The 20,902-nt window shown below is 39.8% G+C and carries 17 protein-coding genes and 2 pseudogenes; 13 read left to right on the top strand and 6 right to left on the bottom strand.

All coding sequences use genetic code 11. The annotated features are described in order from the left end of the window. Positions 1 to 220: 220 nt before the first annotated feature. The 6 genes and pseudogenes from QFZ73_RS07530 (at position 221) to QFZ73_RS07505 (ending at position 10,433) form a co-directional block, all read left to right on the top strand. Complete coding sequence (locus QFZ73_RS07530) at positions 221 to 541, top strand: PadR family transcriptional regulator (protein ID WP_307264814.1); 321 nt, start codon at positions 221 to 223, stop codon at positions 539 to 541. Beyond that, positions 538 to 1,091 (top strand): annotated as a pseudogene (locus QFZ73_RS07525) (HAAS signaling domain-containing protein). The gene QFZ73_RS07530 and the pseudogene QFZ73_RS07525 overlap by 4 nt, the downstream one beginning before the upstream one ends. Further along, a complete protein-coding gene (locus QFZ73_RS07520; protein ID WP_307264810.1) occupies positions 1,084 to 1,878 on the top strand; it encodes a DUF4097 family beta strand repeat-containing protein in 795 nt (264 codons plus the stop codon). The pseudogene QFZ73_RS07525 and the gene QFZ73_RS07520 overlap by 8 nt, the downstream one beginning before the upstream one ends. Before the next feature lie 768 nt (positions 1,879 to 2,646). Further along, positions 2,647 to 3,852, top strand: coding sequence for an MFS transporter (locus QFZ73_RS07515; protein WP_307264807.1), 1,206 nt, complete (start codon positions 2,647 to 2,649; stop codon positions 3,850 to 3,852). A gap of 173 nt (positions 3,853 to 4,025) precedes the next feature. Further along, entirely contained in the window at positions 4,026 to 8,696 is a 4,671-nt protein-coding gene (locus tag QFZ73_RS07510) for a hypothetical protein (RefSeq protein ID WP_307264802.1), read from the top strand. Between the two features lie 378 nt (positions 8,697 to 9,074). After that, a complete protein-coding gene (locus tag QFZ73_RS07505) occupies positions 9,075 to 10,433 on the top strand; it encodes an IS1182 family transposase (protein WP_307262410.1) in 1,359 nt (452 codons plus the stop codon). Positions 10,434 to 10,578: 145 nt separating this feature from the next. On the opposite strand, the gene QFZ73_RS07500 is transcribed toward QFZ73_RS07505, so the two are convergent. Further along, the gene (locus tag QFZ73_RS07500) at positions 10,579 to 11,505 is read right to left on the bottom strand and encodes a glycine-rich domain-containing protein (RefSeq protein WP_307264799.1); all 927 of its coding nucleotides are present in this window, start codon (positions 11,503 to 11,505) and stop codon (positions 10,579 to 10,581) included. A 262-nt stretch (positions 11,506 to 11,767) separates the two neighbouring features. Between QFZ73_RS07500 and QFZ73_RS07495 the strand changes: the two genes are divergently transcribed. From QFZ73_RS07495 to QFZ73_RS07475, 5 genes are all read left to right on the top strand, one after another. Next, positions 11,768 to 11,998, top strand: a complete 231-nt coding sequence (locus QFZ73_RS07495; RefSeq protein WP_144478943.1) for an excisionase family DNA-binding protein — start codon at positions 11,768 to 11,770, stop codon at positions 11,996 to 11,998. A gap of 223 nt (positions 11,999 to 12,221) precedes the next feature. Further along, the gene (locus QFZ73_RS07490) at positions 12,222 to 13,241 is read left to right on the top strand and encodes an AI-2E family transporter (RefSeq protein ID WP_251437465.1); all 1,020 of its coding nucleotides are present in this window, start codon (positions 12,222 to 12,224) and stop codon (positions 13,239 to 13,241) included. Positions 13,242 to 13,576: 335 nt separating this feature from the next. Beyond that, positions 13,577 to 14,398 carry a basic amino acid ABC transporter substrate-binding protein gene (locus QFZ73_RS07485; RefSeq protein ID WP_251437464.1) on the top strand — a complete coding sequence of 274 codons (822 nt, stop codon included), beginning with the start codon at positions 13,577 to 13,579 and terminating at the stop codon, positions 14,396 to 14,398. A gap of 78 nt (positions 14,399 to 14,476) precedes the next feature. Then, positions 14,477 to 15,133 (top strand): amino acid ABC transporter permease, encoded by a 657-nt coding sequence (locus tag QFZ73_RS07480; protein ID WP_251437462.1) that lies wholly within the window; start codon positions 14,477 to 14,479, stop codon positions 15,131 to 15,133. Then, entirely contained in the window at positions 15,130 to 15,852 is a 723-nt protein-coding gene (locus tag QFZ73_RS07475; protein ID WP_251437460.1) for an amino acid ABC transporter ATP-binding protein, read from the top strand. Before QFZ73_RS07480 ends, QFZ73_RS07475 begins: the two co-directional genes overlap by 4 nt. 129 nt (positions 15,853 to 15,981) lie before the next feature. Here QFZ73_RS07475 and QFZ73_RS07470 read toward each other — a convergent pair whose 3' ends face one another. The 5 genes and pseudogenes from QFZ73_RS07470 to QFZ73_RS07450 form a co-directional block, all read right to left on the bottom strand. After that, positions 15,982 to 16,656 carry a transposase gene (locus QFZ73_RS07470; protein WP_307264789.1) on the bottom strand — a complete coding sequence of 225 codons (675 nt, stop codon included), beginning with the start codon at positions 16,654 to 16,656 and terminating at the stop codon, positions 15,982 to 15,984. Positions 16,657 to 16,802: 146 nt separating this feature from the next. After that, a complete protein-coding gene (locus QFZ73_RS07465; protein ID WP_307264786.1) occupies positions 16,803 to 17,345 on the bottom strand; it encodes a transposase in 543 nt (180 codons plus the stop codon). Between the two features lie 118 nt (positions 17,346 to 17,463). Continuing rightward, the gene (locus tag QFZ73_RS07460; protein ID WP_307264783.1) at positions 17,464 to 17,835 is read right to left on the bottom strand and encodes a hypothetical protein; all 372 of its coding nucleotides are present in this window, start codon (positions 17,833 to 17,835) and stop codon (positions 17,464 to 17,466) included. Between the two features lie 162 nt (positions 17,836 to 17,997). Next, positions 17,998 to 18,878, bottom strand: a pseudogene (gene cidR, locus QFZ73_RS07455) (cidABC operon transcriptional activator CidR). Positions 18,879 to 19,042: 164 nt separating this feature from the next. Beyond that, a complete protein-coding gene (locus tag QFZ73_RS07450) occupies positions 19,043 to 19,468 on the bottom strand; it encodes a universal stress protein (protein ID WP_251437452.1) in 426 nt (141 codons plus the stop codon). Between the two features lie 163 nt (positions 19,469 to 19,631). Here QFZ73_RS07450 and QFZ73_RS07445 point away from each other — a divergent pair, with 163 nt between their 5' ends. Continuing rightward, positions 19,632 to 20,027 (top strand): MerR family transcriptional regulator, encoded by a 396-nt coding sequence (locus QFZ73_RS07445; protein WP_251437450.1) that lies wholly within the window; start codon positions 19,632 to 19,634, stop codon positions 20,025 to 20,027. Between the two features lie 73 nt (positions 20,028 to 20,100). Beyond that, entirely contained in the window at positions 20,101 to 20,868 is a 768-nt protein-coding gene (locus QFZ73_RS07440; protein ID WP_307264774.1) for a 3-hydroxyacyl-CoA dehydrogenase, read from the top strand. Positions 20,869 to 20,902 lie beyond the last annotated feature (34 nt).

Raw genomic sequence — 20,902 nt, 5'->3', positions numbered from 1 at the left:
CTTCCACATTTTACTATTATACATCGTATTCTCTTGCAGCTTTGAATATAATGTTAATTTTCTTCTCCCCTAATTGGAATGCGTGTAAGACCAAAAAAAATTCCAGTACCTTGCAATGAACAGTACCGTGTGGTAAATTATTTACATAAGATGTATTGTTCGGTGTTCAGTACTGTTTATTGAACTATACTAATAGACTCTTGGAAGGAGTGATGGTGCTATGAATGTACAATTTAAGAAAGGTGTCCTGGAACTGTGTGTACTGGTCTTATTGGATAAGCAGGATCGTTATGGCTATGAACTTGTACAGAAGATTTCGGATCAAATTGAAATATCGGAAGGGTCTGTATATCCACTTTTACGACGATTGACGAAGGAAGAGTATTTTACGACTTATTTGCAGGAATCAACAGAAGGACCTCCGCGCAAGTATTATAAGTTATCCGACAAAGGCCGGAGATACCTTCAAGAGCTGCTGACGGAATGGAATGAATTTTCCAATGGAGTCAACCAATTAATCAAGGAAGGTGTGAACCAATGAATAAAGAACAGTTTTTAAAACAATTGAATGCCTCTTTAACCAGACTTTCCTTAGAGGAACGGGAAGATATCCTCCAAGATTACGAAGAGTATTTCGCAATTGGAATGGAAAAAGGGAAGTCAGAGCAGGAAATCTCCACATCCCTTGGGAATCCTAACAAATTTCCAAGGAGCTGATGGCATCCTATCATCTTGGCCAGGTCGAACAAACGACTTCTGCCGGTAATGTAATGCGGGCAGTTTGGGCAGTCATTGGTTTGGGATACTTTAATTTAGTGATCGTTTTGGGACCTTTTATAGCATTGATCGGAGTTGTCATTGCAGGATGGGCTTCGGCGATAGCGTTCATTCTAGCTCCGTTTGGCGCTCTGTTTAACCTTACGATAGGTAACTTTCATTTATTCGATCTGTTCTTCGCATTGGGACTATGCGGGATTGGCATTTTCATTGCCATGGGAATGTTTGTCGCTACGAGTGCTTTAACTAAAGGATTCATTCGCTATTTAAAATTTAACGCTTCCCTTGTGAAAGGCGGTTTGAAAAATGATTAATGTTAAGAAATTATCGATCATTGCACTTGTATTGTTATTGATCGGAGTAATAGGAAGTCTGTTTACGTTTTCCAAAGTGACGGATCAGAAAGCGACTACAGAGGAAAAAACGATTTCGGAGATCGTGACGGACATTCAAATCGACACTGACAATGCAGCTGTAGAAATCATTCCAACGAAGGATAAGGAGACCAGGATGGAGTTGGTTTCAAAAGGGGTGGAAGTTTCCAAGCTGGATTTCACTGCAGATGTGGAAGGAAAGAAGCTTTCGGTAAAATTAAAAGACCGACGTACCTTTAGCTTTGGTTTTCATATTCAATCCTTACATTTAAAGGTGTATGTACCTGATGAATCTTATACATCCTTTGTCGTCGAATCCGATAATGGTAAATTGCAGATATCAGGATTGACAAGTAAAAATCTAATTGTGAAATCACAAAATGGCCGAGTTGAACTGAATGATATAGTAACTGAAAAAGTTGAATTGAAATCTGCTAACGGAAAAGTAGATCTTAATAATGTGGAGGGAAAACTGGTTGGGTCATCGAATAACGGTAAAATCACATTGGTCACGAAAGATTTGGAAAGGGAGATCGACCTCGAAAGTAATAATGGTAAAATCATGATCAAAACGGAGAGTGAACCGACAAATACAACCTTCGATGTTCATGTTGACAATGGGAGAGTAGATATCCTTGGTAAGTATGAGGGCAATACTGTCATTGGCAAAGGTGAAAACTTAATTAAATTGGAAACGAATAATGGGAAAATCGAGATAACGAAATAGTTGTGAAGCATGAAAAGCCGATCCAATTGGGATCGGCTTTTTCAGTTATGCGGCCATTTTATCTTCATGAACAGAAGCCAATATATGTTGGAACAAAGTACTGATCGGTTGGAGAGGAATAGACGAGTTTCCAATAATAGAGAAGATGCTGGTGATTCTTCCGTTTTTCATTTTATCACAGCGTGCGTAATTTGCTAGATGCGGTCCCCCTTCTAAGGAAATATAGAAGCAAGCGAGAAGTAGAATCTCTTTGTGAATTATTAAAGGAAGAAATCCTTCTGCAAAACTTCATAAAAAAAGGCCCTCACATCAGTATGTCATTAGGGCATGCTTACCGTTCGCATTCCAAAGGGAATATGGATAGCTTATTCATGGAAGCGGATCAAAAAATGTTTCAAGATAAACGGCGAAGAAAAGAACAGAAACTCGTTCGGGCGGGTAGATGAAAGATATGGGATACAATAAGATAGGGCGATACTACCATTCCTTACTAGCAGAATGGTTGATTCCTGGGTTGTTTAATGGAATTTTGAATTTAAGTAATTTCATTAGATTGGCGGGATTCGTTTCAACTAAAAGGATTTGGAGTCGTTCCGCTGTATGAAAGATGAATAGAAGTATTGGTATTATGAATGTTAAAGGGGGAGCCCCATGTCATACTGGGCTTTTATTTATATATATATTTAGGTACACGAAATAAATCATTCGCTTATTTTAACAAATTTTAGTAAACTGGCAATGACTATTTTAATTAGAAGGTGAAGGGATATGAGGGAAACCTTAGTGGATGAACGGGTAAGAGGGAATGATAAAATCTGGACACGTGATTTCATCATGATCTGTTTGGCAAATATGTGTATCTTCATGGGGTTTCAAATGACGATGCCGACCCTGCCGCTGTTTGTAGAACAGCTTGGCGGTGACGACCGCCTGGTGGGGGCTGTCCTTGGAATCTTCACTTTTTCGGCCTTGCTTGTTCGGCCAATTGCCGGCAGGTTATTGGAGACGAAGGGAAGGCGCATCGTTTTTCTTGCCGGGTTGGCCATTTTTGCATTGTCGGTGGGTTCCTTCGGTTTTATGGGAAGCATTGGCTTGTTATTCATGATGAGGATTGTGCAGGGCGTCGGCTGGGGATTTTCTTCAACGGCTTCAGGAACGATTGCTTCCGATATAATCCCTGCGAAACGGCGTGGAGAGGGGATGGGGTATTACGGATTATCGGGTAACTTAGCACTGGCATTCGGGCCATCATTGGGTCTTTTTCTAGTTACGGTCCTTCCTTTTCAAGAGTTGTTTTTGATCTGCACATTATTAGGATTGTTTGCCATCATTGCAGCATCACTTATTCGGTATCAAAAAGTGGAAAGTGATCCTTCGGCGGCTGTCAGAGCCAAAAGGTTTGATATATATGAAAAAAGTGCCCTTCAGCCATCTTTGCTCATTTTCTTCATCTCCGTTACTTTCGGTGGAATTGCAACATTCCTTCCCCTGTATACATCGGAAAAAGGTGTAGATGGAATTCAGTGGTACTTTTTAGTATATGCAATGGCCCTCATGGTCACGAGATTATTCGCGGGTCGATTATATGACCGAAGGGGACATCGAGCCATATTCGTGCCTTCAACAGTACTTATCATGGCTGGGATGCTGCTGCTTGCGTGGATGCCGAGTGAAGCGGTCCTTTACATTGCGGCAGTGCTTTATGGATTTGGATTCGGTTCTGTCCAGCCGGCGCTGCAGGCATGGTCGATTGAAAAGACGGCACCCAATCGGAAGGCGATGGCGAATGCAACATACTTTTCATTTTTCGATCTTGGAGTGGGCATAGGTGCCATCGTGTTCGGGCAGATAGGTTTCCTCTTCGGCTATAGGAGCATCTATATCACCGCAGCCGCCTCGATTTTCATTTCAATGATTGTTTATTTATGGATTATCAGGAGCGAGGATAAAGTAAAATCAATGGAAAGACGTTGAATGGCTTCATTGGAAGTCATTCTTTTTTTTGAGTCAGGTGGAACACCTCTGGCTTCGTTGTTTCATATACGTATCATCCTAAATATTTAAAAAATGGAAAAACTTTGTTATTATCGAAAAGGGAATATACATAAGATGATAGAAGGTCTATTTGAAGGAAGGGGAATCTTGGGATGAATGATTCTTCAAATGAAGAAATGACATTAGAACGAAGGAAGCGTATTTTCCAAGAAGAGCTGGATGTTTTATGGGAAAGGCGGCTCATCCCTAAATCAGAATATATCCGGATTAGCAGGGCATACGATCAGCATTTCAAATTAGCCCTCCATAAACAAAAGCGCTTAGAGCATGAAAAAAAGAAGTCCATCCATGCACATGAAACGATTATCGGTGAAAGTGCCGGGATGGGGGTTGATGATAGCCTGATTGAAGAATCTTCATTGAAATTACGGGAATCTGGTAAATTGAGAGAATCGATAATGAAGAATGAGAAGGCCGGGTATTATCCTATTGAATCCGTTTTGGAGGATAGTCTTGAACCTGTCAAGGAGATCACTGATAGGAAACCGGTTATTGAACAGAAGGCCATCAAGCGGGAGAAACCGGTAAAACCGGCAAAGCCGAAGAAAACACCTGAGCAAATCAGGGAACGGAATATCTCTGTCATCCTGCTCACAGGGGTCATATTGCTTCTGTTTGGCGGGTTGATTTTAGCAACCTCTTCATGGGGGGATCTGAATGCGGTCCTGAAAGTTTTCTTCATTGGAATGGTATCCGTCATTTTTACTGGGATGGCTTTCATCGCTTCGAAGCTGAAAATTAAACAGACCGCTTTTGCATTCCTGACGCTAGCGGGTTTATTCATTCCGATTACGATTTTATCAGCTTCATATTATCGGATTTTTGGAGAGTACCTTTCACTTAATGGAGGGGGGCGAGGGCTTCTGGGTTTTCTAGGGGGGGGACTTTGTTTATCCATTTATTGTAAGGTTGCTGACTACTTTAAGTCGAAAATATTCATTTTCATTTCGATATTCACGTTTGGCGCTACCTGCTATTTCGGATTGGCTTTTGTGACGCCGACTATCGAGTGGATGTTTTTGGCGATTGGCATTCTTAATTTAATACCATTATGGAATATTGAGCAATTGAAAAATCAAAAAGCATTAGCGTTATTCAAACCATACATTTTTCAATTCATCCAGTTTAAGATCATCGTGGAAGCCTTTGTGATACTGACGTTATTTTCAAGTAACTTGGTGTATTCGCTAACGTTGATGGTCTTTTCTGTTTTGTTTTTAATTTTTTCGGTCAAATTCCAAAAAAAATATTATGAAATGGCTTTTAGCGCCGTATTCACGTATGGATATATCCATTTTATTTTTAACTCATTTTTAAGTGAGTACATGATCATTGCTTTTGCATTTGTACCAATCATTTTTACAGTGCTATCGAAATATCTGGCTAAATCCAAAATGACTAAGCTTTCCAAAAACTTCATGTTCACCAGTTTGATTGAGAGCGGGATCGTTTTCTTATATAGTAACGCGATGGTGTACCAGGAGAACTATGCGCAAATTTTCATCGCGCTCATGATAGTATCCACTCAGCTTGTCTATGTTTCCCTTCATTCGAGAAATTCAAGCTTCACGTATCCGGCTGTTGTTGTTTTCGACTTAGCGTTCCTATATCTTTTCTTTGCATTGCCAGTCTCTTTTTCTACCATTTTAAATCTGTTTTTTGTTGTACAGGTCATTCAATATCTTGGAGTATATTTATATAACCGTCACCCAAGGTACAGCCTGTTTAAGAAGAGTATCTTACTTATCTCCCCAATGATCATGTTAGTGATACTGACCAGTAATTTCAGCGAAATGGATTGGCTTGCAGTAAGTGCAGAGCTCGCCATGATCTCTGGGCTTTTCTTCATCACATATATAAAAGACGAATCAAAGCATATGAAGGAAAACGCCATATACGGATTTCCAATCACTTTCGTACTGGCTTTGGTTGCTTTCTATCCATATTTGTTGGAGAGTTTAGAGTGGGTCCGACCAAATATAATGTTCAGCGTCTATTTAATGGGGGTTTCACTGATTTCCATGGGTGCAGCTTACACATTTAAAAAAGGATATCATAAATTCTTTCCTGTATTTGCATATAGCGCACAGATTCTTTCCTGCCTTTCCTTGATATCGATTCCATTCAATTCACTGGATCCTTTGGAGGCAAGCGGAGTAATTGCCATAGCTACTGCAATACACGGCTGGTCCGTACATATACATCGAAAGCACATATTCTGGGTGCCTGTCGTGATTACAAGTGCCGGCCTATATGCTTCACTCTACGATGTTTTTGATTTTGGTTCAATGGTGTTGAAGATTGCGTTTGTTCTGCTAGGTCCTATTATCTTTTTCCTTATAGGAGAATGGCTTGGGAAATATTCGGAAAGTGGGAAATTGTACTTCCAATATATTAGTCACCTTGCCAATTTACTGGCGATTCCCGTTGGATATTTGCTCATTGTTTATACGGAAAGTTCACCGTTCCTATATGTTGCACAACTGTTGATTTATATTTTGAGTGCTTTAAGGGCACATGTGAAATGGGAAAAATACATCTTTACGTACGTAGGGTTTTCAGCCCTTTTCCTGCAGGTCCATTTATTTTTTGTAAACGTGGGGCAAATGTCATTCATTTCATCAATATGCATGATGATAACAGCAGGACTCATAACCATTCTGTGGTCGGTTTCCAATAAGAATTGGAAAGGCATCATGGAGTATTATCTTATTCCATTCATTCATTTAGGAATAAGCATATCCATATTGGAAACTGTAATCCGGGATTTTCCGCTTAACAGGGAATTGGTATGGGTAGGAGTGATGACTGTACAGTTCTTGTTTGCCTGGTATCTGCTCATGAAAAGGAATTGGCGGAACTATGTTGTGGTTCCTCTAAGCCTGGCGTTCATCTTCTATAATATGTATGTAAATATATTACCTTTGGTTATGGCGATTATCGTATTGCTTGTATGTATGGCTGTGATGGTGATGGCTAGCAGACGGCATTTCAAAGGATTGCTCAAACAGGAGGGAACGAAGAGAGTCATTGATTATTATCGGATTTTTGGCTTGTTATATCTGTGTACTCTGAATCTGGAAGTGTTTATGAGCGATACAGGTTCTGCGATTTTGGGGATATTCGTTACACTGCTGTTGCCTAGCTACTTCATCCTTATGGGAAGATTCACGATCCATGTGAAAGAAAAAAGCATTTACTCGGGAATAGCGGCCATCATCGGCCTTTTCCCGTTCATCAATATCATAGACTATGCCCATACTCTCCCAATCGTCACGAGTTTGGCGGTTCTTTTTGGCTGTATGGGAGGAATGTTGTTGTTAAGCAGACTGTATTACAACGGGTTACTCAAGAAAAATGGACCAGGCATCATCAACTTTGATCCTTTCAGGATTTATGGCTTATTCTTTTTGATCGATATGAATGTGGTGGTTTTTAATGATGCTAAACATCAGTTACTCCAAGTCTTTGTATCGCTACTGTTAACCGCTTATTTCATTTTCCTGAGGAGCTTGACAGCGGAAAAGTTAGAAAGGAAAATCTATTCCAATATTGCTGCACTAGTCAGTCTGTATCCCTTCCTAATCATCGTCGGCTATGCCAACAGCTTATCGGTTGTAATGGGATTGATTTTCCTTTTCGGCTGTATGTCAGGGATGCTGCTTTTAAGCCGGCGTTATTTCGATGGTTTAATTAAAAAGGAAGAAACAGGTATTACCATCGATGCATACAGGATATATGGCCTGCTGTTTTTACTGGCCATGAATAGGGGAATTCCAGTAACTGAAACATTGACCCAGTTACTCGAAGTTTTTGTATCACTCTTGATCACGGTTTACTTCATCTTGATTGGAAGTTTCACCAAGGATGTAAAAGAAAAGGGCATCTACGTTTGGCTGACGGGAGTTCTCAGTTTGTATCCGTATTGGGCCATCATCATGTACGCGGACACATTACAGCCTTTCGTTGGAACGACAGTCCTTTTTGGGTGTATGGCCATAATGGTACTGCTAAGCAGGAAATTCTTTAAAGGCTTGCTTGATAAAGGCGGGGCAGTACTTCAATTGGATTTTTACAGAGTCTATGGTCTGCTGTTTCTTCTTGCCATGAACATGGATGTTTTGACGGGGGGACCAGCACCTTTCATTTTGGAGATCTTCATGGCACTTCTGATTCCGGCCTATTTCATTTTGATGAGAAGCGCGACTACAGGCATGTTGGAAAGAAAATCCCAGTTGGCTGCAGCGATATTGTTCAGTCTATATCCGTATTGGGTCATTGTCGATCAGCTCACGATACCTCCTGTACTTGAGAAAGAGGTGAATATTCTGCCGCTGTTCATTGTCAGCACCACTCTGCTGAGGAAAATCTTTGATAAAGGCAAAATCACACAATATATCGAGAGTGGTATTGTTTTCCTTTTGTTTTTAGCCTTGATCTTTGATGCAATGGCAGGTAACACCTTATATGATGCCCTCATTATCGGCACGGTGTCATTGGCAGCAATGCTCTTTGGATTCATGATGAAATACAAATCCTATTTCATCGCTGGAACTGGGACCATTTTATTCAATGTCTATATGAATACCAATTCGATGTGGGGCGAGATGCCATGGTGGCTGTATTTAATCATCGGCGGAGGGCTGCTAATCGGAATTGCATCTTTCTTTGAATGGAAAAAACAAAAAGACAACCGGACATCGAAGGAGGTTCTTGAGAAAAATAAACAAAGGATCAAGAATTGGTTCAATCGGTGGAATTAATTAATCGTTAATCCACCGTATGGTTAATGAAGAAGATGCGGGGACATGAAAAAGGCGTAACGGATAATAGGGCAAAGTAAAAACGCTTGGGTTTTCCAAGCGTTTCAGACTGTAGACAAACTCGATGAAAATCGAGTTTGTCTATTTTTATGGCTTGTACAATTTGGACGTTGATTTCCACTCCAGGCACTCGCTTTCCGCGGGCGGTCGGGGAGCCTCCTCGGCTTTCGCCTGCGGGGTCTCCCCTAGACGCGCTTTTCCCGCAGGAGTCTCGTACCTTCCGTTCCAATCAACTTTGTCTTACCTTTTAGATAGAACACTTTTGCCTGGAGTCATTTTTGTTTTAAAATAGAAGTATTAAAACTTGAGGTGATGAGGATGCTTTCTAAACATGATTCTATTCAGCGAGATCAACTTGAAATGATTACTTTAGATCAACTGGTGCCACCGAACCATTTGGTTCGTAAAATGGAGGCTGCCATTGACTTCACTTTCATTTATGACTTGGTGAAAGATATGTATTCAGAGGTAGGACGCCCAAGTATTGATCCAGTTATTTTAGTTAAACTGACTTTCATTCAATATACCTTCGGTATTCGTTCCATGCGTAAAACGATTGAAGAAGTTGAAACCAATATGGCTTACCGTTGGTTCTTAGGCTATGGTTTCCATGATAAAGTACCTCATTTCTCTACGTTCGGGAAAAATTATGAGCGACGCTTTAAAGATACAGACCTATTTGAACAGATTTTCTATCGCATTTTAATGACAGCTGCTAATAAAAAGTTAATAAGTGCTGAACACGTTTTCGTGGATTCCACACATGTGAAAGCCAGTGCGAATAAACGGAAATTTGAAAAGAAAATCGTTCGTAAAGAAACACGAGCGTATCAAGGACGTCTTCAAGAAGAAATCAATCAAGATCGTGAAAACCATGGAAAAAAGCCTTTTCCACCAGATAAATTTGATAAAGAAGAGACCAAAGAGATTAAAGAAAGTACAACGGATTCTGAGAGTGGCTACTATGTGAAAGATGAACGAACAAAACAGTTTGCCTATTCATTCCACGCGGCCGCAGACCGCAACGGTTTTGTATTGGGAACGATTGTAACACCTGGAAATACACATGACAGTCAGATCTTAGAGCCACTAGTTGAACAAGTGATTGAGAAAGTTGGAAAACCGGAAGCCGTTGCCGCAGATGCAGCTTATAAAACACCAGCGATTACAAGCTACCTATTTAACAAAGAAATCATACCGGCTTTACCTTATACACGTCCTCGCACCAAAGAAGGATTTTTCCGCAAACAGGACTATGTATACGATGAACATTTTGATTGTTACCTTTGCCCTTCGGGCGAAACTTTAAAGTACTCAACAACAAATAAAGAGGGCTATCGCGAGTACAAATCGCCAAAACAAATTTGTACAACATGCTCATTTTTATCTCGGTGTACAGAAAGCAAAGACTGTCAAAAAGTGGTGACACGGCATATCTGGCAAACACATGTGGAAGAAGCAGATCATCTGCGTCATCATCAAGATGTAAAACCTATATATGCAAAACGTAAAGAAACGATTGAGCGTGTATTCGCAGATGCAAAAGAAAAGCATGGTATGCGTTGGACTACTTTAAGGGGACTTAAAAAATTGTCGATGCAGGCGATGCTTACTTTCGCTGCCATTAATTTAAAGAAGATGGCCAATTGGACATGGCGAGGTCCAAAAATGGCCTAACATAGTGGGCTCGTAGAGCCCCAATCTCTTAACTTTAGGCGAAAATTCAAAGGGAATTTCAAAAGGGGTTCAGAATTTTTTAATTCCGAACCCCTTTTGTCTACAAACTGAAACGCTTGGGTTTTCCAAGCGTTTTTTTTGATGCTCAAGACGAACAAGAACTGCATGAAGAACAGCTGGAAGAGGAATCAGAACTGCCGTCATGGGAACTGTTATGATCACCATGACCGGCATGGCTGGATCCAGAGGAAACTGTGTTCGATTCATTCCCGAAAATATCTTTAAATTCGCTGTCAAAATCATCGTTGCTTGCATAAGTGAAATAGGCAGGAGCTGCATAATCCGTCTGGTTGTACGTTTTCCGCCAATTCAATTCTGTCATGGGGCGATTTTCTTTAAATTGGGAAGTGAAAGATTCAAAGGTCAGTTCCGCTTGTATACTTGTCGGTTTCCGCATATATTTCTCTTTTAACTGCTCCAGCTCCAACGTTTCAAAATCGCGGAGAAGCGTTTGCCCTTTATCATGTTTGAAAAATTTGCCCCATTTTTGAATGGAATGGGAGTCCACCGTAAATAGCTGAACATAGTAAAAGTCAAAAAGAGTGCGCTCTTCGGGTTTGAAAACAGGTTCTGAATGAGGATGGTGCTGAATGTTCCTACCAATGAAAGCCTGGCAAAACTCATCATATTCCTGTCTATATTTCAGCATGATATGCCATAACTCATCGATGACTGAATTAAACATTTCAACTTTTCCAAACACTGCAGCCATAATCAAATAGCGTTTCAATTCACGCCAAGCCTGATTGACCTTTATCTGTGAGTCCCGTGGATGCGTCAGTCGGAATTCAGCATTGACCTTTTCCATATAACTGAAATCCAGTGCTTTATTAAGCCTTTCAATCAATGCTTCTGAAACGATTTCCGTTGCATGCAGATCTAAAGTTTCCGTATGGTATTTACGGAATTCATTTTGATAGCGTACTAATTTAGCCGGTTCACTTAGCCTTTTAACGAATTTGACCAGGAAAACAGCAAAAATTGCTGCAAGAATGACATAAAAGAAGGTCATTTTTGTCCACTCCTTTTAATCTATGGATATAGTACTTTAACATTATCTTACATGTTCTTGGAAGAGATTGTAAGTTATTGTTTGGAATTTCATGCAAAATGTTCCATTTACGGAAACCGATTAAGCTGGCTAGGTTACATGCCAAAAACCCTGAATCCGGTTTCGTCCTTTCCTTGGCATTGAAGGGATTTTCAATCGAAGATCAAGCACTTCAAATAATGCCTCATATCTAGTATAGTTAGAGAGGAAAAGGGGTGAAGGCATGTACTTGACAGTAAAAGAGACTGCGGAATATTTATCGATGCCGGAATCTTATATAGAAAGTTTGATCGTTCAAAATAAAATTCGCACCGTTCATGATGGTGAGCAGCATTTGATTTTTAAAGAGCAGTTTAATATGCATCTTGAACAGATGGAGAAATATAAGAAGCAATTAGCGGATTATTATAACGAACCCATCCCGGAAGATATCGATGTGAAGGATGAAGATTAGCATCTGCCCATTTGGCAGATGTTTTTTCATGCTTTAATGGCTGTGGAATTAAGAGTCGAATTTTCCAAAAAGGTCGTTAACTACGTCTGCATCGTGGGCCTTACTGATCATTCAAATAATTTTGTTGTCAATGGAAGGTATTTGTAGTAGAATTCCTCAATTCCGTGTAAAATGAAAGGTAGAAGGAATTATCACGGCAGAATGGTAGTTAGGAGATAGGTAAGTGGTAAAAGAGTATTTGCAAAGCGAAGGTTTTTCAAGGTTAATTACATTAATTGTGTTAGTCCTCTTTTTAATAAGCATCGGTAGTATGGTTAATATCGTGTTATTCACATTTGTTTTCACTTTCCTGATGGGAAGGCTGGAGCAATTTATCATGTTTCGGCTGAATAAAGTGGTGCATATCAACTCTAAGGTTGTTATAAGCTTTTTATATGCAGTCGTCATTTCTTGTTTAGCCATCGTTCTTTATAAATATCTACCGGTCATTACGCTACAATTCACGGAATTAGTGACACAAATCGTTTACTTCTTTCAACATCCACCAGATAGTAGGGTCATTCAATATGCCATTAATATAATGAACGAGCTGGAATCGCCGCTCGATCTTCAAAAACAGATGAATACACTCTATCTTTATATATCCGATTTCGGTAAACTGGCATTTCAAATTTTCATTTCCATGTTACTTAGTCTATTTTTCTTATTGGAAAAAGATAAAATCATTCGTTTCACTTCTAAATTCAAGCGGGCCAAATTCAAATCTTTCTTTATAAACTTAAGCCACTTTGGCGTCAAATTCATCAATTCATTCGGAAAGGTGATTGAGGTCCAGTTCTTGATAGCCATTACGAATGCTGTCCTATCTGTAACTTTCTTATGGATTCTTGGCTTCCCGCAGTTACTTGGTCTAGGGATCATGATATTCTTCCTGGGTTTGATTCCGGTTGCAGGGGTCATCATCTCCCTCATTCCACTTAGCATGATTGCCTATAGCATCGGCGGCATGCCCAAAGTGATTGCTGTATTAATCATGATTGTTGTGATCCATGCACTTGAAAGCTATATTTTAAATCCGAAATTCATGTCGGCAAAAACAAATCTTCCAACATTTTTCACCTTCATCATCCTATTGTTTTCCGAGCATTTCCTTGGGATATGGGGATTGATCATCGGAATACCGATCTTCATCTTCCTGTTGGATATGTTGGATATTGAAGAGGGGAATAAGGAAGTCCCATAATAATCATTTGAGCAGCGGCCACGCTAATATGGCCGCTGCTTATTTTTGTTCTATTAAACCTTTTGAGGCGCTATCTGTTTTCAATATAATATCCATTAATTCGGGAAAAGGGTAAAAGACTGCATCTTTCCCCTTTAGAGCATAGTTGCGTTTTTGATTTACCAAGTTAATTGATTAAAATTTTATTTTACTAAAGTTATTTATCGACTTTTTATTGCATAAAAAAACAAATAAACATATAATATTCTTAAAAGAATATACTGAATGTTCTCTAAAGTTAGATTTATCTGTTTTTTTGAAAAAAGAGAGTTTACGAGAGAGAAGAGGGGATTATTTTGAAAAAGGTTTCTTTTTTAGTGTTTGCCATGGTTGCTTCTTTGTTACTAGTCGTGACAGGATGCGGGAAGGATAAGGAAGTCTCGACAACTGGTAAAGAAGAAGAGTCCAATGGGAAAACACTCAGGATCGTGACGGACGCCAACTATGCTCCATTTGAATATCTTGAAGGAGATAAGATTGTAGGATTCGATGTTGATTTCATCAATGCCGTTGCAAAAGAAGCGGGTTATGAAGTTAAATTGGAAAGTGTCGGTTGGGATCCGATTTTTGTTGAAATCGAAGGTAAGAGAGCGGATGTCGCCATATCTGCGATTACAGTGAATGACGAAAGAAAACAATCCTATGACTTCTCGGTTCCGTATTTCTTATCCACAAACAAGATTCTCGTTCCTGAGAATAGTGATATAGAATCAGGAGATGAATTGAAAGGAAACGTCATTGCCGTTCAGACTGGTACTACTGGACAGGAAGCGGTAGAGAAACTCCTTGGAAGGAATCACAAGGATATCAAAAAATTCGAAAATAATAACCTGGCCATTCAGGAATTACTAAAAGGCGGAGCTTCGGCTGTCGTAGCTGATAATACGGTTGTTGAAGAATATGTGAAAAATAACCCCGATCAAAAACTGAAAGTCGTTGAAGATAGCAAAAGTTTCAATGAGGAGTTTTATGGTCTTATGTTCCCAAAAGGCAGTGAATTGAAATCGGAGTTCGATAAAGCCGTGAATGCCATTTATGAAAATGGGAAATATGCAGAAATTTATAAAGAGTGGTTTGGCACTGATCCAGATATTGAAACGTTGAAAGCACAACAATAAAAACAATTGGATAGTAAAAGGTTGCGTAACTTTACGTGTGAAGTTACGCAGTTTTTTTGGTCTTAGGAGGGAAACAAAATGAGTTTTCGCTGGGATATTATTTTTGAATATGCTCCTTTCTTATTAAAAGGAACATTGCTTACTATAGGGCTGTCGGCTTCCTCCATCCTCATCGGAACCTTTTTGGGGTTATTTATCGGTTTAGGGAAAATCATGAGAAACAAAGTGCTTGCCTTTCCATTTTACTGTTATGTCACGGTTTTTCGCGGAACACCGCTTTTAGTTCAAATCTTTTTAATCCATTTTGGAATTGTGCCCTTTTTTACTGGGGAAACGAATGCAGTAACTGCCGGTGTCATTGCTTTATCTTTAAATGCAGCCGCATATATTGCCGAAATTTTCCGGGCGGGCATTCAATCAATCGATAAAGGGCAAATGGAAGGAGCGCGTTCATTGGGAATGACCCCTATCCAAACAATGGTACATGTTGTATTGCCTCAAGCTTTCAAACGAATGATTCCTCCGTTAGGAAATGAATTCATCGTATTATTGAAGGATTCATCCCTGCTTTGTGTCATTGCTGCCCCGGAATTGATGTATTGGGGGAAAGCGATGGGGAGTCAGTACTTTAAAGTGTGGGAGCCATACTTGGCGTGTGCCTTCATCTATCTATTCCTGACCCTCATTTTAAGTTTCGTATTAAATAGACTCGAAAGAAGGTTGAAAACAGAATGATCAAGGTGGAGAATCTAAAGAAGTCATTTGGCGAAAATGATGTATTGAAAAATATCAATGCAATCGTTTCCCCTCGGGAAGTAGTCGTGGTGATTGGTCCTTCTGGGTCGGGTAAATCCACTTTCCTCAGGTGTATCAATCAACTTGAAACGATAACGGGAGGCCATATTTTCATTGAAGGGCTTGATACGACAGACAAGAAGGTCAATATCAATAAAGTCCGGACGGAAGTTGGCATGGTATTTCAGCATTTTAACTTATTTCCACATAAGTCTGTTCTTGAGAATATAATGCTTGCGCCTATAAAGGTCCGCAAGATATCCAAAGAACAGGCTTCCCAAAGAGGGATGGAACTGCTTAAGAAAGTGGGACTTAGCGAGAAAGCGAATGCATATCCAGATTCATTATCGGGGGGACAAAAGCAACGCGTCGCAATTGCCAGGGCGTTAGCGATGGAACCCAAAATCATGCTATTCGACGAGCCGACTTCCGCTCTAGATCCGGAAATGGTCGGTGAAGTCCTTGAGGTCATGAAGCAACTGGCTAAGGAAGGCATGACCATGGTAGTTGTGACCCATGAGATGGGGTTCGCAAAAGAAGTTGGAGATCGCGTGATTTTCATGGACGAAGGTTATATTATTGAAGAAAATATTCCTAGTGAGATTTTTAATAATCCCCAGCAGGAAAGAACTAAAGCCTTTTTGAGTAAAGTGCTTTAATTACACGTAAAGAAAAAACCTTCCTTAAGGGGCTGTTGACAAAATGGGGAAGAGCTTTTGCTTCTTCCCCATTTTGATTTTTATCGTTAATTGCTTGTTTATTGATTATTCTTTTTCATTTTTTTGTAGCTAGTTCATTACTTTTACCATTCGTTTTAAGTTTAAGGCCAACGCCGAAAAGAGGCATTGTTCATGGATTTTTTGAATGCCCCTCTTATATGTCTTATATAAATTGTGCTTTATTTTCATGGTGCCAAATGAGCCTTCACACCAGACTCTTCTTAGTTTTTGAACCAGTTTGTAATCACTTGTTTTTGTCCTTTTCATGTTTTCTTCTAATAGTTCATGGGCGATGGGGCGTGATATGGTTCTTTTAGTCGCTGTTTTCCCGAAGCATTCCACTCTGAAAGGACAGACTTTACAGTCTTGGGTTTTTGCCGAATAGGTCTTGTAATTTGTTTCGCCCTTTCTCATTAAATGTGTAAAGGCTAGTTCCTTCTTATTTTGACATAGGTATATATCGTTTTCGCTATTATAAGTGAACTCCCGATGCGAGGTTGTCTTAAACGCCGAATCATACTGAGTGGGACTGATATACCCCGTTATGCCTAATTTTTTTAATCCATGGTGAATAGGCGTTGTATCGTATCCACGATCCGCCCCTACATTCTTAATATTTAAATGAAACTTCTCTTTTATCACTTTCAAGCGTTCTACGTAAGGTTCGCAGTCATTTACATTTCCTGCACTCGGATGAATATCTATTATGATTCCGTTTTGGGTATCAATGCTGGTATGAGCCAAATAGTGGGGACCTGATGGTTTCCCGGGTCGATTTAATAACCCTGAATCAGGATTGGTTTTAGAGACGGACACTATTTTTGTAGTAGACTCTTTCGGTTTTCTCCCAGCCTTTTTTCGGCCAACGTTTTCTCTTTTCTCCTGCAGTTCTACTTCTTTGCCTCTTCTTCAAGAGTATTTAAATACTGGGAAGGAGTCTTCTCAACCTCAACCCTTTTCACCTGATCCTTAGAAGCACTGGCTTTTATATGGGTAGAATCTGTCACAATGGTTTCCCCTGTGACCAATCCTTTTTCAATGCATAGTGAAACAATGTGTTCGAAGATTTCTTGGAATACGGCACTGTCTTTGAACCGTCTTCGACGATTTTGACTAAAAATAGAGTGGTCGGGAATTCGATCAGTTAGATCAAGTCCTAAAAACCATCTATAAGCAAGATTTAAATGAACCTCCTGTTCAAGTTCGCGTTCTGAGTCAATATTAAAAAGATAGCCGATAAGCAACATCTTGAAAAGGAGGACGGGATCCAAAGACTTCCGGCCCAGTTTCGAATAAAAACTTTCCATTTTAACGTATATAAAAGAGAAGTCAATTCTCTCCAATATTAAGCGGAGAATATGATTATTAGGAACAAAATCGTTCAAATCAATAAACTCCATTTTGCTTTGGTACTCATCATTGCGTCCCATCATAGAAATCCCTCCAATAAAAAACCTGCATAGAATAAATTCTATACAGGTTTCAGAAATTCCTTTTAGATTGTCAACAGCCCCTTAAGGGAGGTTTTTTTTCGGAGAATTTCAGGGGGCTTCATTTGATGTATGAAGCGCCTAAAAGCGATTCAGGGCTATTACCGAGCACAAGCATACTGATTTTTGCATATCCAATATTTTTATTTTGGGAGAAGGTCTGAAATAATACCTGGATATCCGGATCATCCTTTAACTTTTGAACTTCCTCTATATATAATCCGATAACGGAGGGCATAACGAATTCAGGGGTGTATTCGTTAGGGTTTTCATCCATGATTATTGTGCCCATAAATTGATATTTAAATTGAAGAGCTCGTGTTAAGGCAACGACATGGAACAGTTTATTAAATAGTTCGGGGTATGAATATTTAATTTTCTCCAGAGCTGCTTCTGTTGCCTGTAACTCATCGACACTAGATAAAGTGATCATGAATATCTCCTTTTTAGAATATATGGAATCCATCAGCATTTATCATGCTTATTACTCATACTAGTCTACCCCCGCCGTAACGCATTGTAAAATGGTTAGATGTTATCATGTGTATAACCCAAATCTATGATAGTGCTTACATCAATCATGCCGAATAATTCACTACTTATGAGACAATGCTTCCCTCGTATATTTCAGCCATTCTTTTGCAGCGTATGAAAGGTAATGGTCCTTACTCCAAATAAATCCCAAATTCCAACTAATGGAGGGGTTTTTAACCTTGATTGTCTTTACGCGCTCATCATGACGGCATAAACTTTCAGGTAATAGAGCAACGCCAAGTTTACAGTAAACCATTTCCTCAATAAAATCCCAGCGTGAGCTTTCCGTGACGATATGTGGAGAAAAACCAGCTTCATTACAGGATGAAATGATGAGATCTCGAAGGACGTAATCTTTATTGAATAAGATGAAAGATTCGTTTTCCAGGTCGGCCAAATCGATTTCTTCCCCATAAGCATGCGGATGGGAGGGGTGAACAATCAAGTTGATGTCTTCTTCCAAAAAAGCAAAATGATGAAAAAGTGCGGTGTTGGTTGGCAGGACTATTACGCCTATATCAATTAAGTCATTTTGGACGGATTCTTCTATTTTCTTTGAACCATCCTCTACTAATTGAAAGGTAATATTGGGATAGTCCTCGTGAAAACGGCTAAGAATTCGGGGGAAGAAAGAAGCGTCGATGATCGGCGGCAGCCCGATGCGTACATGTCCCTTTTTTAAACCTAATAAATTGTCCATTTCCGTTTCTAAATTGTGAAAGGCCTTATCATCAATTTTGCCTGCTCTAAGACAACCCTGCCTGCATCGGTCAAGATCAGTTGCTTACGTGAACGATCAAAAAGCTCAACACCTAGCTCGGTTTCCAGGTTTTTAATCATCTTGCTGATGGTCGGCTGGGTAATGAATAAATGGTCGGCAGCCCGAGTGAAGCTATTGAAATTGGTTACCTCTATAAAGTATTGCAAATGTTTAATATCCATTGCGTCACCTGTTATCCTCGTTTAAAATTAGTTTCATTTTACCCGTAAACGGAAGTGTTTGTAAAACATGATAAGTTTTATGGAGTTTCATGCACGCGTAAATGAGCTGGATTCCAAAGGGGAACCCAGCTTATGAAAGGTGGCAAGAATATTTGCCGTAAATATTATTTGACCAATAAGACGGGCACTGGGGAATGTTGAACGATATAGTGGCTCACGCTGCCTAGGAATTCCTTGAAACCACTCAATCCGCGGCTGCCCATGATGATAAGGTCACAATTCTGGGATCTTGCATGTTCCAATAAAGTCGTGATGGCTGAACCCTCTACGACAAATGTCTGGGATGCATTCGGGATTTCGGATAAAAGCGCTTCCGCTTTTTTAATCACTTCCTTGCCATACTTGAGCATGGATTCTTCAATTTCCTGAAAGGCATTGCCATATATATTTGGTTTGATTGGCAGCGTAACAGCGTGAAGCACCTGGATTTCGATAGCGGAATCCAGCTTCGCTAATTCAATCGCTTTTTCTAAAGATTTAAGTGCCAATTCAGATTCATCATAAGCAACTAATATTTTTGAACATAGCATTATCGATCATTCCCTTCTTTGAAAGAATATACTCTTAGTATATCAATTTAAATCTTTCATGCAGTTTCATATATTATAAATTTTGTGAATATTTATTGAAGTTTACGTTAACGTCAATGTTAAAATAAAGGTAATTAATCCCTTTGCAAAGTGTGGTTATAACATGTACACCATTTCTGAGTTAGCAAAAGAATTCGGATTGACGACAAGGACCCTCCGATATTATGAGGAACGGGGTATTCTTAGGCCAAAGCGTACCGAAACGGGAAAAAGAGTTTATGGAAAGAAAGAATATGCACAGCTCAAAATCATAATGCGCGGTAAGAAGTATGGTTTTTCGTTAGTGGAAATAAAGGATATAGTCCTTTTATTCGATAAGGATAGGACAGGCATAAAGCAATTGGAAAAAACGATTGAAACTGCAGGACAGAAGTTAAACGAAATAAATGAACGCATTAAAGAGCTGGATGGGTTGAAGCAGGATTTTGAACAGGTAATCAAGGGCTTTACCGAAACCCTTCATGACTTGAAAGTGAACGATAAAACAGGCAAGCGGTGAAATTAATGTTGAAAATAGGTTTTGATGATAGTGAAAGATGAATATATATTCTAGAAACAAATGGGGTGAGGATTTGGAAATTCAAGAAACCATTGCAGTAGTGACAGGCGGGGCATCAGGTCTGGGGGCCGCGACAGTAAGGAACATCATTAAAAAAGGTGGAAAAGCGGTCATATTTGACCTTTCGGAAGAAAATGGCGCTAAAATGGCTCAGGAATTGGGAGATTCAGTCCTGTTTATTAAAACGGATGTAACTAGTGAAGAAAGCTTAGCGGTAGCATTGGATGAAGGAATGAAAAAATTCGGGAGCATCAATACGGTCATCAACTGTGCAGGCATTGCGATTGCCGAGAAGATCATAGGCAGAAAAGGTACGCATGAATTGAAAGCGTTCTCAAATGTCGTGCAAATCAATTTGGTCGGTACGTTTAACGTAATCCGGCTTGCGGCGAAAAAAATGGTCGAAAATGAACCGAACCAAGAGGGGGAGCGTGGGGTCATTATCAATACAGCTTCGGTAGCTGCCTTTGAAGGACAAATCGGACAAGCCGCATATAGTGCCTCTAAGGCAGGGATTGTTGGTATGACTCTGCCGATCGCTAGAGAGCTTGCCATAAAAGGGATACGTGTCGTATCGATTGCACCCGGTCTATTCCATACTCCGATGTTCGATTCATTACCTGAAGAAGCGAGGACGTCATTAGGTAAAACGGTGCCATTCCCACCAAGGCTCGGGTATCCGGAAGAGTACGCTAAACTAACGGAAAGCATCATAACGAATCCGATGTTGAATGGGGAAACCATCAGACTGGATGGGGCCATTAGAATGTCACCCAGGTAAGTTGTTAAGTAAATCTAAAAAAAGAGCCTCCGAC

This window comes from Peribacillus sp. V2I11, assembly GCF_030817135.1.
GTDB classification, from domain to species: domain Bacteria; phylum Bacillota; class Bacilli; order Bacillales; family DSM-1321; genus Peribacillus; species Peribacillus simplex.
The sequence above is the reverse complement of the archived record's forward strand: the minus strand, read 5'-3'. Positions and strand labels throughout refer to the sequence as shown.